Below are 21,317 nucleotides of genomic sequence, written 5' to 3' on the forward strand. Positions count from 1 at the left end.
GCGTAAGAAGTCGTGCGAGGGGAACCCGGGTCTCTTGGCCGGAAATTTTCGTTCACCGGGAATCATCGGTCGACATCGATCGTCTTCCTCTACGGGAAACGGGGGCGGATTCGGTCACAGGCACCGCATGCCGCACTCAGGTGGCGTAAAACAGCGCAAGCCGGGCAGCCAATGGGGAGCCGGGGTCAGATGACACCGGGCAAGAGGGCTGCGGGCGGTGGGGAGTGACGCATTGATGGGCACGGCGGAGCGGGAGACGCACGGGACGGGGGCCCCGGCGCCCAGGGTGGAGCGAGGGAACCCGCGGGCACCGGAACGCGCCGTTCCGGCAGACGCGCGCCTGGAGATACCGTCCGGGCGCCGCCCGGTCGGCGAGTCGGTCCCCGCGCCGGGTGAAGAGCGGTACGAGGCGCCGAACTACCGGCCGTTGTGGGTCGAGGAGCCCGCGCGCCGCAGGCGGCTGCCGGATCCCGTGCGCACGGCGGCAGTGCGGGCGGTGCTGATCATCTCGGTGACGCTGATCCAGGCGGTAATCGCCTTTCTGTGCACGCTGGCGGGCTCCTGGCTGGCATTCCCCATGGTGCTCAGCAGCGTGGCCAGCACGGTGGTGGCGACCTGGGGCGTGCTGGACGTCTGGGTGACACGGCAGGTGTGGAACCAGCGCCACGGAGTGGTGTCGGTCCCGAGCAGCACGGCACGTGCCCTGCGCCGGGAGCGCCGCACGGCCCACCGCCAGGCGCGGGCCGTCGAGCAGCGGCAGGAACGCATACCCAGGCAAGGCGGAGCCGGGCAGCTCTCCCATCCCTGACAGCCCAGCGGGCTACGGTGCGCCCACGGCCGGTCGCTTGAACATCCGTGTCGCCGTGATCTCGCTGTGCACCGTTTCTTCGGCCTGGAGCTGCTGCGGCAGTCCTGGACGGAGGTGTTCCTCCACGCGGATGTACTTGAGGCCGGCCCGCAGGTCGGCGTCGTTGCGCAGCCGGATCACCAGCGGGAACTCGGCGAGCGCCGTGGTGTCGAACAGCCCGGTGGTGTACAGCAGTTGTACGCCCAGCGCGTCCGACACGGCCCGCTGGAGCTCCAGCAGATAGGTCGCGTTGGCGCGTCCGATGGGGTTGTCCAGGAAAAGCGTTCCGGCGTGACGGTGCTTGTCGCGGCCGCGGTCGTTACTGCGCAGGGCCGCCATCGTGCAGTACAGGGCGATGGCGGCGGTGAGCAGCTGTCCACCGGAGAACACGTCGCCCATCTGACCGACGGGAACCCGCTCGGCGCGCAGTACGGCGTCGGGCTTGAGGATCTCCACGGCGACGCCCTTCGGCTGGAGTGCCGCGCTCACTCCTCGCAGGAGCAGCGACATGCCGTCGCGCCTGAGGTCCGAGTTCTTCTTGACGGCCGCGCGGGTCGCCTCGTCGATGACCTGGCCGAGCCGCTCGCTGAGCGTGGCGGGGTCGGGCTCGTCGAAACGGATCCGCAGGAACTCCTGCCCGGACCATTCACCGAGACCTTCGGGCAGCCGGGACAGCCGCTGGGCCGACCTGAGCGTGGCGAGCGCCGTCTCGACCAGGCCCCGCAGCCGGTCCACGATGGAGTCGCGGTTGCGTTCCAGCTGCGCCAGTTCATCCGTGAGCACGCGCAGCCGGGGGGCGAAGGCCTGCGCCCAGCGCTGTGCGTGCTCGGGCAGAGCGGAGGCGGGCAGTTCGCGGATCTGCTGCCGGGCGGGGGTGCGGACCTGCTCGTAGCGGGTGGAGTTGGCATGCCGTACGAGGACGTCGCTCGCCTCGCGCACGGCCGCCTCGGCGGCGGACAGGTCGGCGGCGCAGCCGCGCAGCGAACGGCGCATCTCGGCGGCGGCCCGCCGGGCTTCCTCGAGCGTGCCCGGGTAGGGCTCCGGTTCTTCCTGCTCCTCGTCTGCGGCGTGCTCGCGCAGCAGGTCGCGGAGCATGGCGGCGACCTCGTCGAAGCCGCCCGCCGCGTCCTCGGCGGCGCGGTGGGTCCCGAGGAGTTCAGCATGGGCCTCGCGGGCCTCGGCGAGCGCATCGACGCGGGAGGCGAGTTCACCGCTCGCCGTGCGCAGCAGGGCCTGCGCGTGCTCGGTGTCCCGGGGGACCAGTTCCCCGGGCAGCTCGGTGTGCGCCTCGCCGTTCCCGGGTGCGTGCCGTTCGGCCTCGCCCCGCAACCGCCCGAGCTGCTCGCTCGCCGTGGACATACGCGCCTCCAGCAGCTGCACCAGCTCCTCCGCACGTGCGGCGGCGGCCTGCCGGGACGGGCCGTCGGAGCCGTCCGGTGACTGCAGGAGTTGCTCGGCGCGGGTGCGGACCTTGTTGCTGAGCCGCTCCAGCTCGGCGAGCGCCGCGGACTCGTCGCTCTCGGCCCGTGCCTGTTCAGCCCGCAGGTCGGCGCCCACGCCCACCTTCTCGTACAGCTGGGAGGCGGCCCGGTAGGCCTCGCGCAGAGCGGGCAGGGAGCTCTTGGACGGCTCCGCGTCGCCTTCCGGCACGTCGTCGGGAGCGCCCGCGATCTCCGCGCGCTCGGCGCGCAGCGCACGCGCGGTACGGCGGGCGTCGTCGGCGGCGCGCTGGGCGCCGCGCCGGTCCTCGTCGGCGGCGCGGGCACGCTCCAGGCAGGACTGGGCGCGGGCCTCCGACTCGACGGCGTCGTCGGCGAGTTCCCGCAGTTTGACCTGCCAGCCCGCGCGCTCGCGCAACCGGAAGGCGAGCCCGGCGAGCGCGTCGGCGGCGCGCCGCGCCTTCTGCGCGGCCTCCTGCCGCTCGTCGCGCACCTGGGCGGCCTCGGCCGCCGCCTCGTCGGCTTCGGCGCGGACGGTGCGCGCCTCGGCCAGGTCTGCCTCGGCCTCCTCGGCGAACGCGCATGTGTCCAAGGCGGCCGTGGCGAGTTCGGCGAGCCGTCCCGCGGGGCAGCCGGTGCGCCAGGACGCCAGCCGCGCCGCCAGTTCGCGGTCCTTGCCGAGCCGTGCCGCGAGCCCGCGGATCTCCTCGTCCCGCTCGGTGGCCCGCGCGCGCAGCGTCTGGCGCTCCTCGTCGGCGGCGTGCTCGTCGTGCATGGCCGGGTTCGGCGGTACCAGGAAGACGTCCCCGCCGTCGCTCTCGGCGAGTGCCGGAGCCGGGGCGAGCAGTGCGGCGGCCGTGCCGACCGCGACGGCGGAGCGCGGCAGCAGCGCGGCGTCGCTCAGCGCCTCGCGGGCCCGGGCGTGCGAGGCCGGGTCGGTGATGATCACGCCGTCGACCAGTTCGGGCCGGGCGGCCAGCACACGTGCGTGGTCGGCGGGGTCGACGGCCTGGGCGAGATAGCGCCAGCCGGGCAGCGCGGGGATGCCGCGCTCGCCGAGGAACTCCACGGTCGCCAGCACGTCCGGTCCCGGTGGCAGCAGCCCGCCGTCACCGAGCGCACCGAGGATGCGGGCGTCGTCGGCCGCAGCGGTCCGCAGTTCGAAGAGCTGGCGCTCGGCAGAGGAGACGAATTCGTCGAGCAGCTCACGCAGTTCGTCGGCGAAACGGTCCAGCTCCTCGGGGGCTAGGGCCCCTTCTTCCGGGTCCGGTGCCTGCGCCGTGCCGCTCGCCTCGTCACGGCGGGGGTCGGGGACCCGGGGGCCCGGGCCGGTGCCGGACAGGCTCAGCAGTTCGGCCAGCCTCTGCTCGGCCGCCAGCGCCTGAGCTGTGCGGCGCTCCGCGTCGTAGGCCCGTTCGGCGGCGATGGCCGCATCAGCGGCGCGCGCCGCCGTCAGTTCCGCGCGGGTCTCGGCCGACGCGGCCTCGCGCGCATGCTCGGAGGCCCGGTGAGAGGTTTCGCGTGCGGTGTCCCAGGCCGCGACGGCCGTCTTCTCGGCGTCGCTCGCGTCGAGCGCGACCCGCGCCGGGTCGGCGTCCGCGGCGCTGCCGTCCAGCCAGCCCGCTCGCACGGCCTCGGCAGTCTCCTGCTCCACCTCGGCGAGCCGCTGGCGCAGATGTCCGGCCTCGCTGCGGGCACGCTGGGCGTCCGTGGCGGCGGCGGTCGAGTCCCGGTAGGCGGACTCGCCCACCTCCTGGAGCGCGGCCGAACGCTCCTCCTCCTCGTTGGCGAGGGTCTCGGCGCTATCGGCGGCCGCGTGCAGCGCCCGTACGAGATCGACGGCGGCCTTGGCGCGGGCGGCGAGCGCCGGCGCGGCGTCCCGCTCGGCCTCGCGGATGGCGGCCGCCACGCGGGCGGAGCGGTCGGCGGCCGCTCGGTGCCGGAGCACGGCCTCGGCGGCCTGCCACGCGGAGTACAGCTGGCGGGCGTCGGCCAGCTCGCGCTTCTGGGCTGCCGCGGCCTTCTCCGCTTCGGCGAGCGCAAGCGAGGCGTGCCGGTAGGCCAGCTCCGCCGCGATCAGCGCACTGCGCTCGCGGGCGCCTTCGGCATGGGTGACGGCGTACGCGGCGGCGGTGACGCGCTGGGCCAGGTCGGCGGCCCGTACCCGCTCACGCACGGCGCGCGCGGCCAGTCGCCGGGCCAGGGTCCGGGTCCTTCGCTCCGCGCCCGCGTGGATGTCCCGAGCCCGTGACCGGGTCTCGGCGGCGTCGACGATGCGCCCGAGCAGGTCCACCGAACCGGCGGTGAAGTCCCGCTCGGCCATCAGCTCGGAGCGGCGTCCCAGCTTGTTGCCGAAACCGCTGACCAGGTCGGCGAGTCCGTCGGTGTCCCGGGTGTCGGTGACCGCGCGCAGCAGCAGGTCCGTGAAGTCGGAGTCCTTCTTGACCGCGAAGAGTCCGGCGGCCTCGCCCTCGTCGGCGTTCATCTCCCGCTGGTAGCGGAAGAGTTCGGGATCCAGGCCGAGGTCGGTCAGATGCTCGTTCCAGCGATCGTGGATCTCCTCCCAGTGCACTTCGAGGTGCGGGTACGCCTTGGCCGCCTCTGTCAGGGCGTCCCGGAAGCCCTTCATCGTGCGGCGCCGTCCCCGCGCACCGGACGTGCCTTCGGCGGGCGGCCGTACGGCGGTGGACTCGGCCACCGGCAGGTTGTCGAGGCTGAGCCCCGGGCCCGGCCGGAAGGAGTACCAGGCCTCGGCGAACTTCCGCGGATCGCTGGAGACCTGGCGTCCCCGCCATTCGCTCACCTTGCCGACGACGACGCACTCGCCGGTCAGGGTGTGCTGCCACTCCAGCGCCACGTGTCCGCAGTCGTCGGCGAGCATGAACTTGCGCAGCACGCCCGAGCTGGCGCCGCCGAGGGTGTTGCGGTGACCGGGCAGCATCACCGAGAAGATCAGCTTGAGCAGAACAGACTTGCCGCCGCCGTTCTCCAGGAAGAGCACGCCGGCGGGGGCCGGCCGACGCGGCGGGCCCTGGGGCTCCTCCTCGAAGAACTCCGCCTGGGTGGGCGCGGGGTCGGGCACCGGATCACCCACACCCCGAAGGTCCAGGACGGTGTCGGCATAGCGCGCACCGGCCGGACCAATGGAGTAGAGGCGGACCCGGGACAGCTCGTACATGGCGGCGGACTCTCGTCGTAAGTCTTGCTGAGTCGTGGGAAACGTGCGGAAGTTCGGGAAGGCGCGGGGCTTCAGGAGCTTCCGGAGTGGAACGGCAGTCCGGCGTCAGCCACCAGTTCCAGGTCGTCGGTGTCCTCGGCGGGCAGCAGGGTGGCCGTGCCGTCGGTGACCGGGACGATGCCCAGTTCGAGGAGTTCGGCCATGGCCGCGCTGCCCGCCATGTCACGTACCTGGAGCTGGTAGCGGGCCGTCGTGCGGTAGGTGCCGCCGTTGTCGTCGCCGGTGCGCTGCAGGAACCCGGAGTCCGTGAGGAACGCGACGGCCTTGCCGACGATGCCGGTGGTGGATCCCGCCAGTCTGCGGGCGTCCTTGGTGGCGCCGGTGGCGGTGCGTCTGGCCCAGATCCGCCAGGCCGCCTCCAGGCCCGGCGCGTCCGTCGAGGGGTCGGTGTTCTCCCCCTGCTGCTCGGCCCGCTCCTCGAGACGGCGGCAGGCCTGGCGCACGAACGCATCGACGCCGTGGACCGAGACGCGTCCGATGTAGCCGTCGTCGGCCAGGTCGTCGGGGCGCGGGAAGGCGAGGGCGGCCACCGCGAGATGGGCGAGGCCGTGCAGGAAACGGTCGGCGGAGTCGGTCGAGGTCCGACGCGCGTACTCACCCATGCGGACCGCGAACACGGAGTCCTCGGCGGCGGTCACGGCCATCCCCGCACGCGGAGACACCTCCAGCACCACCAGACCGAGCCCCGTCGCGACGGCGTCGGCCAGCCGCGCGAACGGCGGGTCCTCGCGGTAACGGCGCAGCAGCTCCGTGTACTCCTGGTCGCGGGCGGGCTGGAGCCTCGGCTGCAGACCGAAGGCGACGAGCCGGGCGGCGTCGGCGGCGTCGGCGGGGGTGACGGCGGCACTCGCCCGTGCGGCGGTGGGCTGCGGCTCACTCCACTCGACGTGCTCGGTCACGGTCGGGTCTCCTTGCTGTACTGGTACTGATGGCCGGTCATGCCGCCTCCGTCCGGTCCGCCGCCATGCCGGCCGCATCCAGCAGCGCCGTACCGACGATGAGATCCGCACCGCCGAACTCGGGATCGTCCAGCTCCGTGCCGTCGTCCACGGCGAACAGCAGCTTCTCCTCGCCCTGCCGATAGGCGGTGCCGACCGGCGGGCTCGCGGCGTGCACGGCCAGCAGGGCCACGAGGTAGGGAAGTTCGGGGTCCTGGCGGCGCGCCTGTGCGAGCAGCCCCGACAGTCGCCGCGGCGCGTCCGCCGGCAGGTCGAGCAGCTCCGTCGCGGCGGCCAGCTGCTCCTCGCTGAACCGGCTGTCGTCCGGGGTGGCGATCAGATCGGGCTCGGGCATCTCGGCCCCGAGGTGCTCACGCTCGACCGGAGGGGTCAGCAGCAGCTCGACGAGGTCCGCGACCCGTACGGACCCGGGCGTGCGCAGCCCCGTGCCGTGCGCGAAGAAGGCGTCCGTGACGCGGATCGCATGCTCCAGCGGGAGCGGCAGCAGCGGAGCGAGGAGATGCCCGTACAGGTCGGTGCCCGAGGTCGCGAGGGGGGTGGCGAACGCCTGCCGGTCCTGCTCGGCGCGGAACAGCGGGCCCGCTTCCAGGAGCCGGGACTGCAACTGGGTGTGCCGGCGGATGCAGTCCTTGACGATGTCGACGAGCTCGGCGGCGCGCCGCTTCTGGTCGGGGTCCTCGGACTCGTCGCGGGCCCTGCGGATGTTGGTGAGGATCGCGTTCTCGTGACGGTAGCGGTCGGCGACGTGGTCGAGGGCTTCGGCGATCATGTCCGGCACCGCGTTAAGCCAGTCGACCGCCCGGACGTTGCGCCGGGTGGCCTCCAGTGCCCGGCGCAGCGACTCCGAGTACTGCACGGTGCGGTAACGCGCCTGCTCGGCGGCGAGCTGGGCGTCGGCGAGGCGCCCGCGGCTGATCAGCACCTCCAGTTTGACCTCGGCGGCGATCTGGGCGCTGGTGACGTCCGTGTCGAGGGCGCCGACGAGGACGTTGACCGCCTCGTCCGTCGTCCTGAGGTAGACGCCTCCGCCGTATCCCGGCACCTCTTCGATCAGTTTGAAGTCGTAGTCCCGGCGGACATAGGTGCCGTCTGGTGCGAATGTGCCGTAAACGGCGCGGAAGCCGCGGTCGACACTGCCGACGTTGATCAGGTTCTCCAGGACCCAGCGGGCCACGCGCTCGTGTTCGGCCACCGGGCGCCGCGGGGCCTGGGCGGCGATGCGCGGGATGAGCCGGGCGACTATCTGGTCGTGGTCGGCGCCGGTGTCGAAGTCCATGTTCAGCGTGACCAGGTCGATGGCGGCGAGCGCGATCTCCGCCATCCCGTACACCGAGTACTCGCCCGCGAGGTTCGCCTTGCGTGCGTCCAGGTCGTGCAGCGGCGCCGTGCAGGCGAGCGCGCGCAGCCGCCGCGCCAGCCCCTCGTCGGCGGCCGGCCCCAGTGCGGGGCGCGGCCCCGCACTGAACTGGGGCGGCACACTGTCCGTCGATGCAAGCGAAGTCACGGTGCACAGATTAGGTCCTTGGTCTGACAACGACCCAAACGGCGCGGATGCGCCCCCGCCAGGGCGGTCCGGGCGGGCCAGGGCTGAGATCGTTCCGCGGACCGTGCGTGACCGGTCTCGCGAGGTGCCCCGTGTCCGGGAAGGTCGCGCCCCTCCCCCACTGGCGCCCGGAGCTGCGCTCAGCCGGTCGTCTGCTCCCCGCCGGCAACCCGCCGCCGGTACACCTCCACGACCCGTTCGAGCGAGTCCGCCAGGTAGACCGCGAGCAGTTGCTCCGCCTCGGTCCGGTCCCCCGTCTGCAGAGCCTGGAGGATCCGCTCGTTGCGCGCGAGATACGGCTCATGCAGCGGCCGCGGGTCGTCCACGACATGGAAGGCCAGCCGCAGTTCGGCGAAGACGCTGCGCATCAGCTCGTCCGTCCGCTCGCTTCCGGCGAGCGCCACAAGTTCGCGGTGGAAGTGGATGTTGGCGGTACCCAGCCCTTTCCAGTCACCCTCGCGCGCGGCCCGCTGCCCCTCCTCGACAGCCCCGGCGAGACCGTCGAGGGCGTACGGCGGCTCGTCCAGACCGCGTACGACCGCGCACTCGACCAGGCTGCGGGTGCGGTAGATGTCCTCGACGTCCTCAACGGTCAGCACCCGTACGAAGACCCCGCGGTTCAACTCGTGGACGAGCAGCCTCTCGTGGGTGAGCAGGCGGAACGCCTCGCGCAGCGTGTTGCGCGAGACACCGAGCGCGCCGCCGATGCCGTCCTCCGACAGCCGGGTGCCGGGCGGGAAGAAGCCCTCGGCGATCCGGCTCCTGAGGATGTCCGAGACCCGCTCGGCCGTGCTGGTGCGCCCCAGGAGGGCGCGGTCGTCGGCCAGTCCCGTCAGCTGCTCTGCCATGCCCGGAATTCAATCGCAGATACAAGAACGAAACAACATGGGTATTGAAGGATCGTTCAACGATCCTCTACCTTGCTACGCACGGCACCGCTCCGCTCCTCACCGCGATGCCGCGGCTTCCGCTCGGCACGGTCACTTCCCCACGACCAGTCCGTCCCGAGCAGCACTGCTCATCCAGCAAGCACCCTCCATCCCTCACTGCGAGGTGCCCATGAGCACGAACCCTCCCTCCAGGCACCTGACCGCCGACGCCCCCTCCGACGCGGTCGAACGCAGCGCCGACGTCGGCGCGTTGGGCTGGCTGCGCGCACTCGGCCCGCGCGGCCGGCGGGCCTTCGCCGGCGCCTTCGGCGGCTACGCCCTCGACTCGTACGACTACTTCACGCTGCCGCTGAGCATGGTCGCGCTGGCGGCGTACTTCGGCCTGGACAGCGGCCGGACCGGCCTGTTCACCACGGTCACCCTGGTGGTGTCGGCGGTCGGGGGTGCCGCCGCAGGCGTGGTGGCCGACCGTGTCGGACGGGTCAGGGCCCTGATGATCACGGTGGTCACGTACGCCGTCTTCACGGTCGCGTGCGGCTTCGCCCCCAACTACGAGACGCTGCTGGTCTTCCGCGCGCTCCAGGGCCTCGGCTTCGGCGGCGAGTGGGCGGTCGGCGCCATCCTGGTGGCCGAGTACGCGAGCGCCAGGCACCCGGGGCGAACGCTCGGCGCGATCCAGAGTTCCTGGGCCGTCGGCTGGGCGCTGGCCGCCGTCGTCTACACGCTGGTCTTCTCCTTCGTGGGCGACGACCTGGCCTGGCGCGTGATGTTCTGGACCGGAGCGCTGCCCGCTGCTGGTGATCTGGATGCGCCGACGGGTGCACGACGCACCCGGCGCGCTGGCCGAGCGCGAACGCAGCGAGGACAAGGGGTCGTTCGCGGCCATCTTCCAGCCCGGCACACGGCCTCGCGCCCGCCCTTCGCCATCACGCACGCACCGGGACAGATGTTCGTCATCGACGCCCGACACGAGCAGTACCGCGTCGCCTGACGTCGCCCGACCAGGAGGGACCATGATCGATCTGAACGCCGACCTCGGCGAGGGCTTCGGCCACTGGCGGCTCACCGACGACGAGCGGCTGCTGTCGGTCGTCACCAGCGCCAACGTGGCCTGCGGCTTCCACGCGGGCGACGCGGTCACCATGCGGCGCGTGTGTGAGCTGGCGGCCGGCCGCGGTGTACGGATCGGAGCCCAGGTCTCCTACCGTGACCTGGCCGGATTCGGGCGGCGTGCGATGGACGTGCCGCCCGCGGAGCTGGCTGCCGAAGTCGCCTACCAGATCGGCGCGCTGGAGGTCTTCGCACGCGCCGCGGGCTCCCGCGTGTCGTATGTGAAACCGCACGGCGCGCTCTACAACCGGGTGGTTCACGACGAGGAGCAGGCTCAGGCCGTGGTCGAGGGCGTGCTGCTCGCCGATGCCGCGCTGCCCGTGCTCGGGCTGCCCGGCTCGCGCTTCCTCGAGGTGGCCGAGAAGGCCGGGCTCCCCGTCTTCACGGAGGCGTTCGCGGACCGCGCGTACACCGAGGAGGGCACGCTCGTGCCGCGCGGTCAGGACGGTGCGGTGGTCACCGATCCCGACACGGTGGTGGAGCGATCGGTGAGTCTCGCCCGCTTCGGGGTCGTCGCGGCGCACTCCGGACACGACATCCCCGTACGGGCGAGGTCCCTGTGTCTGCACGGGGACACGCCGGGAGCGGTCGACCTGGCCCGCCGGGTGCGCACCGAGCTGGAGGCCGCGGGCATCGGCGTGGAGGCCTTCGCATGAGGGCGCTGCCCGTCGGCGACGACGCCCTGCTTCTGGAGGTCGCTTCCGGTGAGGAGGTCGAGGCCCTGCACGCCGAACTGCTGCGCCGCAGGGCCGGCGGCGAACTGGCGGTGCGCGAGATCGTGCCGGCGGCCCGTACGGTCCTGCTCGACGGCCTGCGCGAACCCTCCCGGCTCGCTGAGCGGCTGGCCGGCTGGGAGATCCCGCCGGCCCCCGCGTGCGTCCAGGAGGAGGTCGAGATCCCCGTACGGTACGACGGTCCCGATCTGCCGGACGTCGCCGCGTTGTGGGGCGTGCCGCTCCGCGAGGTCGAACGGATCCACTCCGCGGCCGAGTTCCGTGTGGCGTTCTGCGGGTTCGCGCCGGGCTTCGGCTATCTGACTGGTCTGCCGGACCGCTACCGCGTACCCCGCCGGGACACCCCGCGCACCGCCGTCCCGGTCGGCGCGGTGGCGCTCGCGGGCCCGTACACGGGTGTGTACCCGCGCTCCTCGCCGGGCGGCTGGCAGCTCATCGGCACGACCGAGTCGGTCCTGTGGGACCACGCGCGCGTTCCGGCCGCGCTGCTCACCCCGGGCGCCCGCGTCCGCTTCGTCCCGGTGGGGCCCGGATGACGGACCGCGCGCTGTGCGTCGTACGGGCCGGGGCGCTGACGACCGTGCAGGACCGAGGACGGCCCGGCCACGCCCATCTCGGTGTGCCGCCCTCGGGGGCGCTCGACGCGCCCGCGGCGGCGCTCGTGAACCGGCTGGTCGGCAATCCTCCGGAGGCGGCCGTGCTGGAGACCACCGTCGACGGATGTGCCGTTCGGCCGCGTTCGGCGGTCACCGTGGCGGTCGCCGGGGCGCCCTGCACGGTCACGGTGGACGGCCGTCCCGCGCCCTGGGGTGCGCCGGTGCGCGTCCCGGCCGGCGCGCTGCTGGACATCGGGGCCGCGCTGTCCGGAGTGCGCGGTTACGTGGCAGTCTCCGGCGGTGTGGCGGTGGAGCCGGTCCTCGGCAGCCGGTCCACGGATCTGCTGTCCGGCCTCGGTCCGCCACCGCTGACGGACGGTGCGGTGCTGCCCCTGGGCCGGCCGGCCGCCGGCCACGCGTGCGTGGACGTCGCTCCCCAGCCGGGTCCGCCTTCCGAACTGGTGCTCCGTGTGACGCCCGGGCCACGCGACGACTGGTTCACGGCGGAGGCGATCCGCACCCTCCTCACGCGCGCGTACCGCGTGTCGCCCGCGAGCAACCGCGTCGGCCTGCGCACCGAGGGCCCTCCCCTTGCGCGCGCCAGGGACGGTGAACTGCCCAGTGAGGGAATGGTTCTGGGAGCGGTCCAGGTACCGCCCGACGGGCGACCTGTCGTCTTCCTCGCCGACCATCCGACGACCGGGGGGTACCCGGTGATTGCCGTCGTCCGGTCCGCCGATCTCGCGGCGACCGCCCAGGCGACTCCGGGTACCCCCATCCGGTTCACTTCCGTCAGCCGCCGCTAGGCGACCGGATCACGCCGCATCCGGCTGTTCGGCCACCGACAGCGAGGCCAGCGCGGACGCGACCGCTGCCGACGCGCTCAGGTCCAGCCGTGCGCTGGTGCCCCTGGCCTTGTGGCGCACCTCGGCAGCGGCCAGGGTGAGCAACTGCGGCAGCAGGTCGGTGCATCGCCGCACCACCCAGGCCGTACCTGCGGTGGCCAGCCAGAGCAGGCTGGCCGAGCGGGTCGGCGGGGGGAACTCCGGCTCGGCCGCCGGCGCGGCGCCGGTCGCGACACCCGCCTCGGCGAGCAGCGCGTGAAAGCGCCGGGCGAGTTGCCGGTGCCCGCGCTCACCGGGATGCAGCCGGTCCGCGCTCCACATGGCGCGGTCGCTGATCCAGGCACCCCCCTCGGCGTGCAGATGCACGGCCCCGTACCGTTCGGACAGGGCGTGCACCACCGTGTTCACGGCACGCTGCCGCCGGGCCAGCGGACGGGCCAGCGCTCCGGGCAGCCGGAGCATCGACCCGGGATCGGGCAGACAGGCCGTCAACAGCACCGTGTTCTGGGCCCGGAAGGCCGCGTACACCTTGTCGAGCCGGGCGGCGACCGCGTGGATGTCGAAGGTGTAGCGCAGCGTGTCGTTGACGCCGATGAGGACGGACGCGACATCCGGACGCATCTCGAGCGCCTGAGGGGTCTGACGTTCCAGAAGATCCCGGGTCTGGGCGCCGCTGAACGAGAGATTGGTGAACTCTGCAGGGGTGGTCATGGGGGCCAGTCCGCCGGCCAGCAGCGCGGCCCAACCCCGCCAGGTGTCCCCGACGGGGTCCCCCACCCCTTCCGTCAGCGAGTCGCCGAGCGCGACGAAACGCAGCGGTCTCATGCCACACCCTCCCGGGCGATGTCTCGTATCAGGCCGTCGGCTGCCACCGACGGCGGGACACTGGGTAGCGCGTCGTGCGCCGCCAGGAACGCGTCCACGGCGGTCTTCCAGCCAAAGCACTCGGCACGCCCGCGTGCCGCCTGCCGGCGCTCGCACTCCGAGCGCTCCATCAACTGGTCGATGGCGTCGGCGAAGGCCTCGCCGGTGTTCACGGCGGTGGCGCCCGCGGAGCCGATCACCTCGGGCAGCGCCGAGGCGGAACTGGCCACGACCGGCGTACCGCAGGCCATGGCCTCCAGGGCTGCGAGCCCGAAGGTCTCGGCGGGCCCGGGGGCCAGGCACACGTCAGCGGAGGCCTGCAGCGCGCCGAGCAGGGTACGGTCGCCGACGTGGCCGAGGAAGGTCACCGGCAACCGCCGCTCCTGCGCACGCTGTTCGAGTCGGGCCCGCAGCGGCCCGTCCCCGGCGATCACCAGCTTGACCCGCCGTCCCCGGCGCACCAGCGCCTCCAGGGCGTCCAGAGCCGTTCCGGGCCGCTTCTCCACCGAGAGACGGGAGCACATGACGAGCAGCGTCTCGTCCGCGCGCACATAACGGTCGCGCAGCCCGTCGTCCTTGAGCGAGGGGTGCCGCTCCTCCAGGTCCACGCCGAGCGGGGCCCGTACGACGTTGCGGGCCCCGATCCGCACGAACTCGCGCTCGGCGAACTCGGTGGTGCACACCACGCGCGCGTAGGTGTGCGCCGTACGGATGTTGAGCGCGTCGGCGGCGCGCCGGGACAGATCCTCGGACAGGCCCCAGGTGCGCAGGACGCCGTCGGCGGTCTCGTGGGAGACCATCACGGCGGGGATCCGGGCGCGCCGCGCCCACTTCCCGGTCCAGCGCAGCGTGGTCCGGTCGGAGACCTCCAGCCGGTCGGGGTCCAGGTCCTCGAGGAGGGCCGTGAGCCGCCGCTTGTCCGTGAGGACCCGGTAGCCGCCGGTACCGGGCAGCAGCGGCCCGGGCAGGGTGATGACCCGTCCCTGCTCGGTCTCGCAGTCGCTGTAGCGCTCGCCGGGCACGATGAGCACCGGCCTGTGGCCGGCCTCCTTGAAGCCCTTGCCCAGCTCGCGCAGGGCGGTGCGCAGGCCTCCGGAGGAGGGCGCGACGAAGTTGGCGAGGCGCACGATGCGCAGAGAGCCGCCGACCCGCTCGGTGGCGAAGCTCATGCCGCCACCGCCGTCCGGCGCGCGGCGAGCACGTCCGTGTAGTGCCCGATGAGCAGGTCGCCGACAGCCGCCCAGGTGCGGCCCTCGACGGTGGCGCGCGCGGTGTCCCCGTACTCCGCCCGCAGCGCGGGGTCCGCGGCCAGCGTCCCCACTGCGTCCCGGAAGCCGTCCGCGTCACCGGGCGGCACAAGCAGCCCGGTGCGGCCGTGGTCCACCAGGTCCAGCGGTCCGCCCGCGGCGGGCGCGACTACGGGCACACCGCTCGCCATGGCCTCCTGCACCGTCTGGCAGAACGTCTCGAACGGGCCGGTGTGCACGAAGACGTCCAGCGAGGCGAAGATCCGGGCGAGTTCGTCACCGGTGCGACGACCCAGGAAGGCGGCGCCGGGCAGGGCGTTTCGCAGGGTGGCCTCGCTCGGCCCGTCGCCCACCACGACGACGCGTACGCCGTCGAGGCCGCAGGCACCGGCGAGGAGTTCGACGTGCTTCTCGGGCGCGAGGCGGCCGACGTATCCGACGATCAGCTCGCCGTTCGGGGCGAGCTCCCGGCGGATCGACTCGTCCCGCAGGTCGGGGCGGAAGCGCTCCGTGTCGACGCCGCGGGGCCACAGCTGCACCCGGGGCACGCCGTGCGCCTCCAGGTCCTTCTGGGCCGCGCTGGAGGGCGCGAGGGTGCGGTCGGCGGCGGCGTGCACGGAGCGGATGCGCCGCCAGGCCGCGGCCTCACCGGCGCCCATGTAGGTACGGGCGTATCCGGCCAGGTCGGTCTGGTAGATGGCGACGGCCGGGATGCCCAGCCGGGAGGCGGCCGCCATGCCACGGACGCCGAGAACGAAGGGGCTGGCCAGATGCACGATGTCGGCGCGGTGTTCGGTGATGGCCGCGGCGACGCGTCGGCTGGGGAGTGCCACCCGTACCTGGGGATACCCGGGGAGCGGTAGGGAGGGGATACGGACGATGGGCCACGGCGCATGGGCGTCGGGCCCGCTCCCGGCGCCGGTGGCCGGGGCGACGACGAGGGGAGCGTGACCGCGATCGACGAGGTGCCGGGCGGTCTGGAGCGCGCAATGGGCCACGCCGTTCACATCGGGGGGAAAGGATTCGGTCACGATGACGACACGCATACCCGTGTTGTCGCCGTACCGGACGTGGCCGCGTCAACGTCGATCTTTCCGGACGGAGAACGTCCCATGAGCGTTGGGCTGCACAGGTGGGCAAGCCAGCCTGTGTCCACACTCTCCTGACTTCACAGTCACCGAACGTTCATACGGTGGGCATGTCGGGCCCGATCCGGCTGCGAACGGCGGTCTGCACCTCGGCCTCCTCGGCCGGATCCGCCGCCAGCCGGCGAAGCCGCTCGACGACACGGGTGTCACCCGTCTCGGCGTGCCGCGCGGCGATCTCCCGGGTGGACTCTTCGCAGTCCCAGAGGCATTCGACGGCGAAGCCCGCCGGGAATGAGGGGTCGGCCGCGGCCAGGGCGCGGGCGGCGCGGCCGCGGAGGTGGGACGAGGCGGTCTCACGGTAAATATGGCGCAGAACCGGCGCCGCACAGGCGATTTCAAGCCGTCCTGCGCCGTCGACGAGGGTCCACAGCGTCGCCGCGTCCGGGCCCTCGCCGCGTACCGCCTCCCGCAGGGCCGCCAGCACCAGGTCGCTGTCCTGTGCGCCACCGCGGCAGGCGAGCATGCGCCCGGCGGCCCCACCCAGTGCGTCGGGCCGGTGCGCCCAGCCGCGCGCCCGGTCGACGGCAGCGACACTGCGCATGCGTTCGAAGGCGTCCAGGGCCGCGTCGACGACCAGCGCGGACCCGGTGGACACGGCGCCCTCAATCAGGTCGAGGGCGTCCGGATCGTTTCCGTCGGCGAGATAGCGCAGGGCGGTGCAGCGGGCTCCGTCGCCGCCGGCGCGGGCGGCCTCGACGATCTCGGGCCGGTCCTCGGGGCCGGCTACGGCGGTGAGACATCGGGCGGCGGGCACATGGAGCACGGCACCGCGTTCGATGCCCTGCTGGGCCCAGTCGAAGACGGCCTGCACGCTCCATCCCGGCCGGGGGCCGCCTGCCTGCAACTGCCGCTGCCAGCGGTCGAAACAGCCGGCCTCCTGGGCGGCACGCACCCGCGTGGCGATGGACTCGCGAGGGTCCTCGGCCCACAGCCGCCAGGGCCGTGGCTCGAAGGCGTCCCGGACGGCGGCGGCGAGTTCGGCCTCGCCCTCGGCGTCGGCCGGGAAACGCGCCAGCACGGGCGTGGCGAGGGAACGCAGCCCCGCGTCGTCGTCACGCAGCGCCAGCTCGTCCAGGGCCCAGGCCCAGTTGGTGCCCGAGGCCGCGTACCTGCGCAGCAGGTGGAGCGCGTCCAGCCTGCCGTACGAGGCGAGGTGCCCGAGAACCGCGAGGGCGAGCCCGGTGCGGCACTCGTCGGTGTCGAGGACGTCCTCGGCGCCGAAGAGGTGCGCCTCGATCTCGTCCAGCTCGCCGTTCAGGTCCAGGAAAAGCCGGGCGTAGTAGAGGGAGCGGTTCTCCACCTGCCAGTCGTGGCGGGGATCCCGCAGCACACAGTGATTGAGAGCCGCGAGCGCCTCGGCCCGCGGCGCGGTGAGCGCGTGCAGTGTGCCGTCGCCGCGGCCCCTCTGGAGGAGGCCGAGCAGCGTACCGCTGGGCGCTATGACCGGTTCGAACATGGGAAACAGCCTCACATCAAGCGTCGACGCAACCGGGGGACTTGCACTACCTGGTCGCGTGACAACACGTCGGTGCGCCCGCCGTCTCTTGCTTGCTGTAGACCATCTTCCTCTGCCTCTCGTCGGTGGCCCATGCGGACCGATCACGGCCCGCGCGGTGCGGCAACACCTGCCCAGCCATCGCGTCCGTGAATCACGACGTCATGATGACCCGGCGTCTCGCGCTGCCGCGACCTTATTTCAGGCGGCCCCGTACCGCCTCCCCCTTTTTCGTTGTTTTCGCTGGTCAGAGCAGTCGCATCAATGTGCGCCGAACAACTCGAGCAAGTCGTTCTTTCCGAACATCCGAGCGGTGTCGATGGCCGAGGGGGTGCCTGCGGCCGGGTCGGCACCGCCGTCCAGGAGCGCCCGGATGACCTCGATCTCACCCTTGAAGACCGCGCCGGCGAGCGGAGTCTGACCCCGGTCGTTGACGCGGTCGACCTCGGCGCCGCACTCCAGCAGGGCGCGGACGGCGTCGGCGTGGCCGTGGTAGGCGGCGAGCATCACCAGGGAGTCGCCGCGGTCGTTGGTGAGGTTGGCCGGAACACCCGCGTCGACGTACGCCACGAGCGCCTCGGTCTCGCCTCGGCGCGCAAGATCGAAGATCTTGGTCGCCAGCGCCACGACCTCGGGGTCGGGGGCTTCGCTCATCGGCCGGACCGCCTCTCACTACTGCTGCTGGGGAACTGCGGGCGCATGCGACGGCGAGCGGGGCGGTCGCACACGGCTCGTACGGCGACGAGCGGTGACGTCGTACGGGTGAATCGCCAGCGTACTGGCTTCGGCGGCACATGTCGGGCACCGCACGAGGCGAAGATCACTACAGGCCCCGGCGAGCGCGACAGACGTGCCCGGAGAACGCGGGGCAGCTCCGCCGTTCGGGGGAAATCTGTGCAATTTCACCCAGTTGCAGCTTTTATCCTATGGATACATTCTGTGAACCTGGAAGAACTCATGGTGACTGTCCCCCGTGAACCAGGAGAGAGCAATGATCCTCAACATCTCGGGCGTTGTGCTGCTCGGCAGCGTCGTCTTCCTGTTCTGCCGCAACCACGGGCTGAAGAGCTCGCACGCGACGGTGTGCGGGCTCTTCGGGTTCTACCTCTCGAGCACCGCCGTGGCCCCGAGCATCAAGGCCGGGGGCGCAAGCCTCGCGAGCCTACTGGGCGGGATCAATTTCTGAATCCGCCGCCCCTTCGCACGCACCCCTGGAGCAAGACGTGTCCCGGCGCCCCCTCCCTCGCATTCTGAGCAACGGCAGCGCCCAGATCGCCCGCGGCCGGAAGCTGGCCCGGACGGCGGCGGGCGGCGCCACCGATGTCCTCCACCCGCTGATCACCATCTCGCGCGGTCTGCGCCGGCTGGCCCTGGCCGGGCGGCGCAAGTGGGCGGAGACACCGAAGGACCGGCGGGGACCGCTCCTCTTCCTGGTCACCTCGGTGATCCTGGTCGTGGCCCTGGTGCCGTACGGGCCGCTGCTCGCCGGCATCGCCCTCATGGCGGCGGCGGGCTGGCGGGGCCGCGACCGCGGACCGGCGCGGCCGACAGGTCCGGACGACGCCCAGACCAAGCGTCTGCGGTCGCTGTACGAGGCGCTGGCGCCGTACTTCTCGGTCGCCGGCGACCCGGCTCCGCTGTACTCGCCCGGCGGGGACTGGACCCAGACGTTGTCCTCGTTCGCATTCGACGAGACAGGCCGCATCTCACAGCTCCGCATCCGCTACCCCCCCTACTTCAAGGACGGCGAGGCCGAATCGCGGGCGCGGATCGAGCAGATCGTGCACGTCAAGTCCGGCCGGGGCCGCGAGTACCACTTCCAGTGGGACGAGGAGGGCAACGAGCTCACCATGACCGTGCTACCCCCGCTGCCCACCGACATCGCCGCGCAGCGGTTCGTGACCGCGCCCGGCGAGACGGTACTCGGCTTCACCGACCCCACCGGAGTCCAGCGCACCCTCCCCCTCACCCATGGCGACGAGCAGCGTGACGTTCCTCCGGTGGTCTGGCGCACGGGGACGCGCTCAACGGAGCCTCACCTGCTCATCGCCGGGGCACCCGGCAGCGGTGCGACGACGCTGGTGCGCTCGATCGCCCTCCAGGCCCTGCAGCACGGCGAAATCCTGATCATCGAGGGCGGTGCCACCGGCGAGTACGCGTGCCTGACGGGCCGGGACGGCGTACTCGCGGTCGAGTCCGGTCTCGCCGGCGCGGCGGCGAGCCTGGAGTGGGCCACCCATGAAACCGAGCGGCGGCTGATCGCGGCGAACCGGGCCCGGCAGTCCGGACAAGCCGCACCGGACGACGTCAGGCGCCCGCTGTGGATCCTGCTGGACCGGCCGAGCGTGCTGGGACATCTCGCGGCGGCCGGCGGGCGGGACGATCCCCAGACGCTGCTCCAGGTGCCTCTGCGGCACGGCCGCGCGGCGAACGTCACGGTCGTGGTCGCCGAGCAGTTCGACGGGCTCGAGAGCCTGTCCAACGTGGTGCGCCAGTACACCCGCGCACGGGTCACGCTGGGCCCCGCGACCAGGGAGGAACTGGAGGCCGTCCTCGGCGCGCCGCCGCACACCACACCCACCAAGGAGGTACCGCCCGGCCGCGGCTACGCCCGCCTGGGCTCGGGCCCGGTCCACCGCCTCCAGGTGCCGGCCACCCCGGACCCGTACGACGACGCGACCAGCGAACACCACCGGCAGGCGGTCCTGGGGCTTCTGCCGGGGCGCGGCACGTCCACCCGTGCGGTGACGGCGGAAGCCGTGGCCGCGGAGGGCTGAGCGGACCACCGGGGGCGCCGCCTCGGCACCCCGGGGCGAGGCCGGGTCAGGCGACGAAGCTGCGCGGCGCCTCGGCCGGACCCGAGGCGCCCGTCTCCACCAGGCGGGCCGCCGCCGCGAGGCGCACCGCCGCCTCCTCCGCCACCGCGCCGCCGACCGTGAACGGCAACCGCACATATCCCTCGAACGCGCCGTCCACGCCGAAACGCGGCCCGGACGGCACCCGGACACCGACCCGCTCCCCCACCTCGGCCAGACGGGACCCCGACAGGCCGCCGGTGCGCACCCACAGCGTCAGGCCGCCCTGCGGCAACGAGAACTCCCACGACGGCAGTTGGGTGCGCACCGCGTCGACAAGGGCGTCCCGGTTCTCCCTGGCCTGCTTGCGGCGCAGGTCGACGGCCTGTTCCCAGCCTCCGGTGCTGAGCAGCCAGTTGACGGCGAGCTGCTCCAGCACCGGTGTGCCCAGGTCCGCGTAGGCACGGGCCGCGACCAGGCTGCGAATCACATCGGGGGCGGCCCGCACCCAGCCGATGCGCATACCGGCCCAGAAGGCCTTGCTCGCCGAGCCCACGGTGATCACCGTCGAGCCCGCCGGGTCGAAGCCGCTCACCGGGCGCGGCATCTCCAGGCCGTCCTCCAGGTACAGCTCGCTCATCGTCTCGTCGACGACCAGGACCGTCCCGGCGGAGCGGGCCGCCTCCACCAGCCGGCGGCGCTGGTCCTCGTCGGCCAGCGCGCCCGTGGGGTTGTGGAAGTCCGCCACCACATAGGCGAGTCGTGGTGCGGCCTCCCGCAGCACCTGGCGCCAGCGGTCCAGGTCCCAGCCGCCGAGCCCCTCGGCCATGGCCACGGGGACCAGCCGGGCGCCCGCCTCCCGCATCAGCTGGAGGATGTTGGCGTACGAGGGCGACTCCACCGCGACGCGTTCGCCGCGACCGGCGAAGAGATGGCAGATCGCGTCCATCGCGCCCATGGCTCCCGTGGTCACCATGATCTGCTCGGGCATCGTCGGGATGCCGCGCGCCGTATAGCGGTCGGCGAGCATGGAACGCAGTGCGGGCAGGCCCGCGGGATAGTCGCCGTGCGTGTGGGCGTAGGGAGGCAGCTCCTCCAGCGCGCCCTGCACGGCGCGGGTGAGCCAGGGCTCGGGTGCGGGAAGCGCCGCGCAGCCCAGGTCGATCATCGAGCCCAGCGCCTCCGGCGGCAGCGGCTCGAGCCCTCGCGCCGGAAGCGGGTTCCCGGCCGGCACGGCGGTCCAGCTGCCCGCTCCGCGGCGGGACTCGAGGAAGCCCTCGGTGCGCAGCGCCTCGTAGGCGGCCGCGACCGTGGTACGGCTCACGGACAGGGCGAGCGCCAGTTCCCGCTCGGCGGGCAGCCGGGCCGCGACGGGGACACGGCCCTCGAGCACGAGCAGCCGGATGCCGTCGGCGAGCGCGCGGTAAGCGGCCGGGCGGCGGGTGCCTGGGCCTGCGGGACGGTCCTGCTGGGAGCTGAGCAGCCGCGCGAGCTGTGCCGCACCCATCGCTGAGGTCCAGTGCGCCATGTTCCCAGTCCACCTTCCCGGAATTGGCCATGGATGGCT

At 73.0% G+C, this 21,317-nt stretch carries 16 protein-coding genes and 1 pseudogene; 7 read left to right on the top strand and 10 right to left on the bottom strand.

The window, feature by feature from the left end:
- Positions 1 to 235: 235 nt before the first annotated feature.
- Positions 236 to 808, top strand: coding sequence for a hypothetical protein (locus ACWDA7_RS04180; RefSeq protein ID WP_450602663.1), 573 nt, complete (start codon positions 236 to 238; stop codon positions 806 to 808).
- Between the two features lie 12 nt (positions 809 to 820).
- On the opposite strand, the gene ACWDA7_RS04185 is transcribed toward ACWDA7_RS04180, so the two are convergent.
- From ACWDA7_RS04185 to ACWDA7_RS04200, 4 genes are all read right to left on the bottom strand, one after another.
- On the bottom strand, positions 821 to 5,464 hold the full coding sequence (locus ACWDA7_RS04185) for a hypothetical protein (RefSeq protein WP_450602664.1): 4,644 nt from the start codon (positions 5,462 to 5,464) through the stop codon (positions 821 to 823).
- A gap of 71 nt (positions 5,465 to 5,535) precedes the next feature.
- On the bottom strand, positions 5,536 to 6,423 hold the full coding sequence (locus ACWDA7_RS04190; protein ID WP_450602665.1) for a hypothetical protein: 888 nt from the start codon (positions 6,421 to 6,423) through the stop codon (positions 5,536 to 5,538).
- A gap of 37 nt (positions 6,424 to 6,460) precedes the next feature.
- Positions 6,461 to 7,987 (bottom strand): hypothetical protein, encoded by a 1,527-nt coding sequence (locus ACWDA7_RS04195; RefSeq protein WP_450602666.1) that lies wholly within the window; start codon positions 7,985 to 7,987, stop codon positions 6,461 to 6,463.
- Between the two features lie 179 nt (positions 7,988 to 8,166).
- Entirely contained in the window at positions 8,167 to 8,874 is a 708-nt protein-coding gene (locus ACWDA7_RS04200; protein ID WP_450602667.1) for a GntR family transcriptional regulator, read from the bottom strand.
- A 211-nt stretch (positions 8,875 to 9,085) separates the two neighbouring features.
- Here ACWDA7_RS04200 and ACWDA7_RS04205 point away from each other — a divergent pair.
- From ACWDA7_RS04205 to ACWDA7_RS04220, 4 genes and pseudogenes are all read left to right on the top strand, one after another.
- Positions 9,086 to 9,818, top strand: a pseudogene (locus tag ACWDA7_RS04205) (MFS transporter); the annotation flags it as partial.
- Positions 9,819 to 9,929: 111 nt separating this feature from the next.
- Positions 9,930 to 10,682 (top strand): LamB/YcsF family protein, encoded by a 753-nt coding sequence (locus ACWDA7_RS04210; protein WP_450602789.1) that lies wholly within the window; start codon positions 9,930 to 9,932, stop codon positions 10,680 to 10,682.
- A complete protein-coding gene (locus ACWDA7_RS04215; protein WP_450602668.1) occupies positions 10,679 to 11,296 on the top strand; it encodes a 5-oxoprolinase subunit B family protein in 618 nt (205 codons plus the stop codon). Before ACWDA7_RS04210 ends, ACWDA7_RS04215 begins: the two co-directional genes overlap by 4 nt.
- Positions 11,293 to 12,162, top strand: coding sequence for a 5-oxoprolinase subunit C family protein (locus ACWDA7_RS04220; protein ID WP_450602669.1), 870 nt, complete (start codon positions 11,293 to 11,295; stop codon positions 12,160 to 12,162). Before ACWDA7_RS04215 ends, ACWDA7_RS04220 begins: the two co-directional genes overlap by 4 nt.
- Positions 12,163 to 12,171: 9 nt before the next feature.
- Here ACWDA7_RS04220 and ACWDA7_RS04225 read toward each other — a convergent pair whose 3' ends face one another.
- The 5 genes from ACWDA7_RS04225 to ACWDA7_RS04245 form a co-directional block, all read right to left on the bottom strand.
- Complete coding sequence (locus ACWDA7_RS04225; protein WP_450602670.1) at positions 12,172 to 13,026, bottom strand: SGNH/GDSL hydrolase family protein; 855 nt, start codon at positions 13,024 to 13,026, stop codon at positions 12,172 to 12,174.
- Positions 13,023 to 14,234, bottom strand: coding sequence for a glycosyltransferase (locus tag ACWDA7_RS04230; protein WP_450602671.1), 1,212 nt, complete (start codon positions 14,232 to 14,234; stop codon positions 13,023 to 13,025). The genes ACWDA7_RS04225 and ACWDA7_RS04230 overlap by 4 nt, the downstream gene beginning before the upstream one ends.
- Complete coding sequence (locus ACWDA7_RS04235) at positions 14,231 to 15,358, bottom strand: glycosyltransferase family 4 protein (RefSeq protein ID WP_450602672.1); 1,128 nt, start codon at positions 15,356 to 15,358, stop codon at positions 14,231 to 14,233. The genes ACWDA7_RS04230 and ACWDA7_RS04235 overlap by 4 nt, the downstream gene beginning before the upstream one ends.
- A gap of 139 nt (positions 15,359 to 15,497) precedes the next feature.
- On the bottom strand, positions 15,498 to 16,916 hold the full coding sequence (locus ACWDA7_RS04240) for a HEAT repeat domain-containing protein (protein ID WP_450602673.1): 1,419 nt from the start codon (positions 16,914 to 16,916) through the stop codon (positions 15,498 to 15,500).
- Positions 16,917 to 17,216: 300 nt separating this feature from the next.
- Positions 17,217 to 17,609, bottom strand: a complete 393-nt coding sequence (locus ACWDA7_RS04245) for an ankyrin repeat domain-containing protein (protein ID WP_450602674.1) — start codon at positions 17,607 to 17,609, stop codon at positions 17,217 to 17,219.
- 337 nt (positions 17,610 to 17,946) lie between these two features.
- On the opposite strand from ACWDA7_RS04245, the gene ACWDA7_RS04250 reads away from it, so the two are divergent.
- Together ACWDA7_RS04250 and ACWDA7_RS04255 are read left to right on the top strand one after the other, a co-directional pair.
- The gene (locus ACWDA7_RS04250) at positions 17,947 to 18,141 is read left to right on the top strand and encodes a hypothetical protein (RefSeq protein WP_359397800.1); all 195 of its coding nucleotides are present in this window, start codon (positions 17,947 to 17,949) and stop codon (positions 18,139 to 18,141) included.
- A gap of 37 nt (positions 18,142 to 18,178) precedes the next feature.
- Positions 18,179 to 19,732 carry a hypothetical protein gene (locus ACWDA7_RS04255; RefSeq protein ID WP_450602675.1) on the top strand — a complete coding sequence of 518 codons (1,554 nt, stop codon included), beginning with the start codon at positions 18,179 to 18,181 and terminating at the stop codon, positions 19,730 to 19,732.
- Positions 19,733 to 19,778: 46 nt separating this feature from the next.
- Here the strand turns inward: ACWDA7_RS04255 and ACWDA7_RS04260 are convergent, their stop codons facing one another.
- The gene (locus ACWDA7_RS04260; protein WP_450602676.1) at positions 19,779 to 21,278 is read right to left on the bottom strand and encodes an SCO1417 family MocR-like transcription factor; all 1,500 of its coding nucleotides are present in this window, start codon (positions 21,276 to 21,278) and stop codon (positions 19,779 to 19,781) included.
- Positions 21,279 to 21,317: the final 39 nt, after the last annotated feature.

Source organism: Streptomyces sp. NPDC001156 (genome assembly GCF_053598275.1).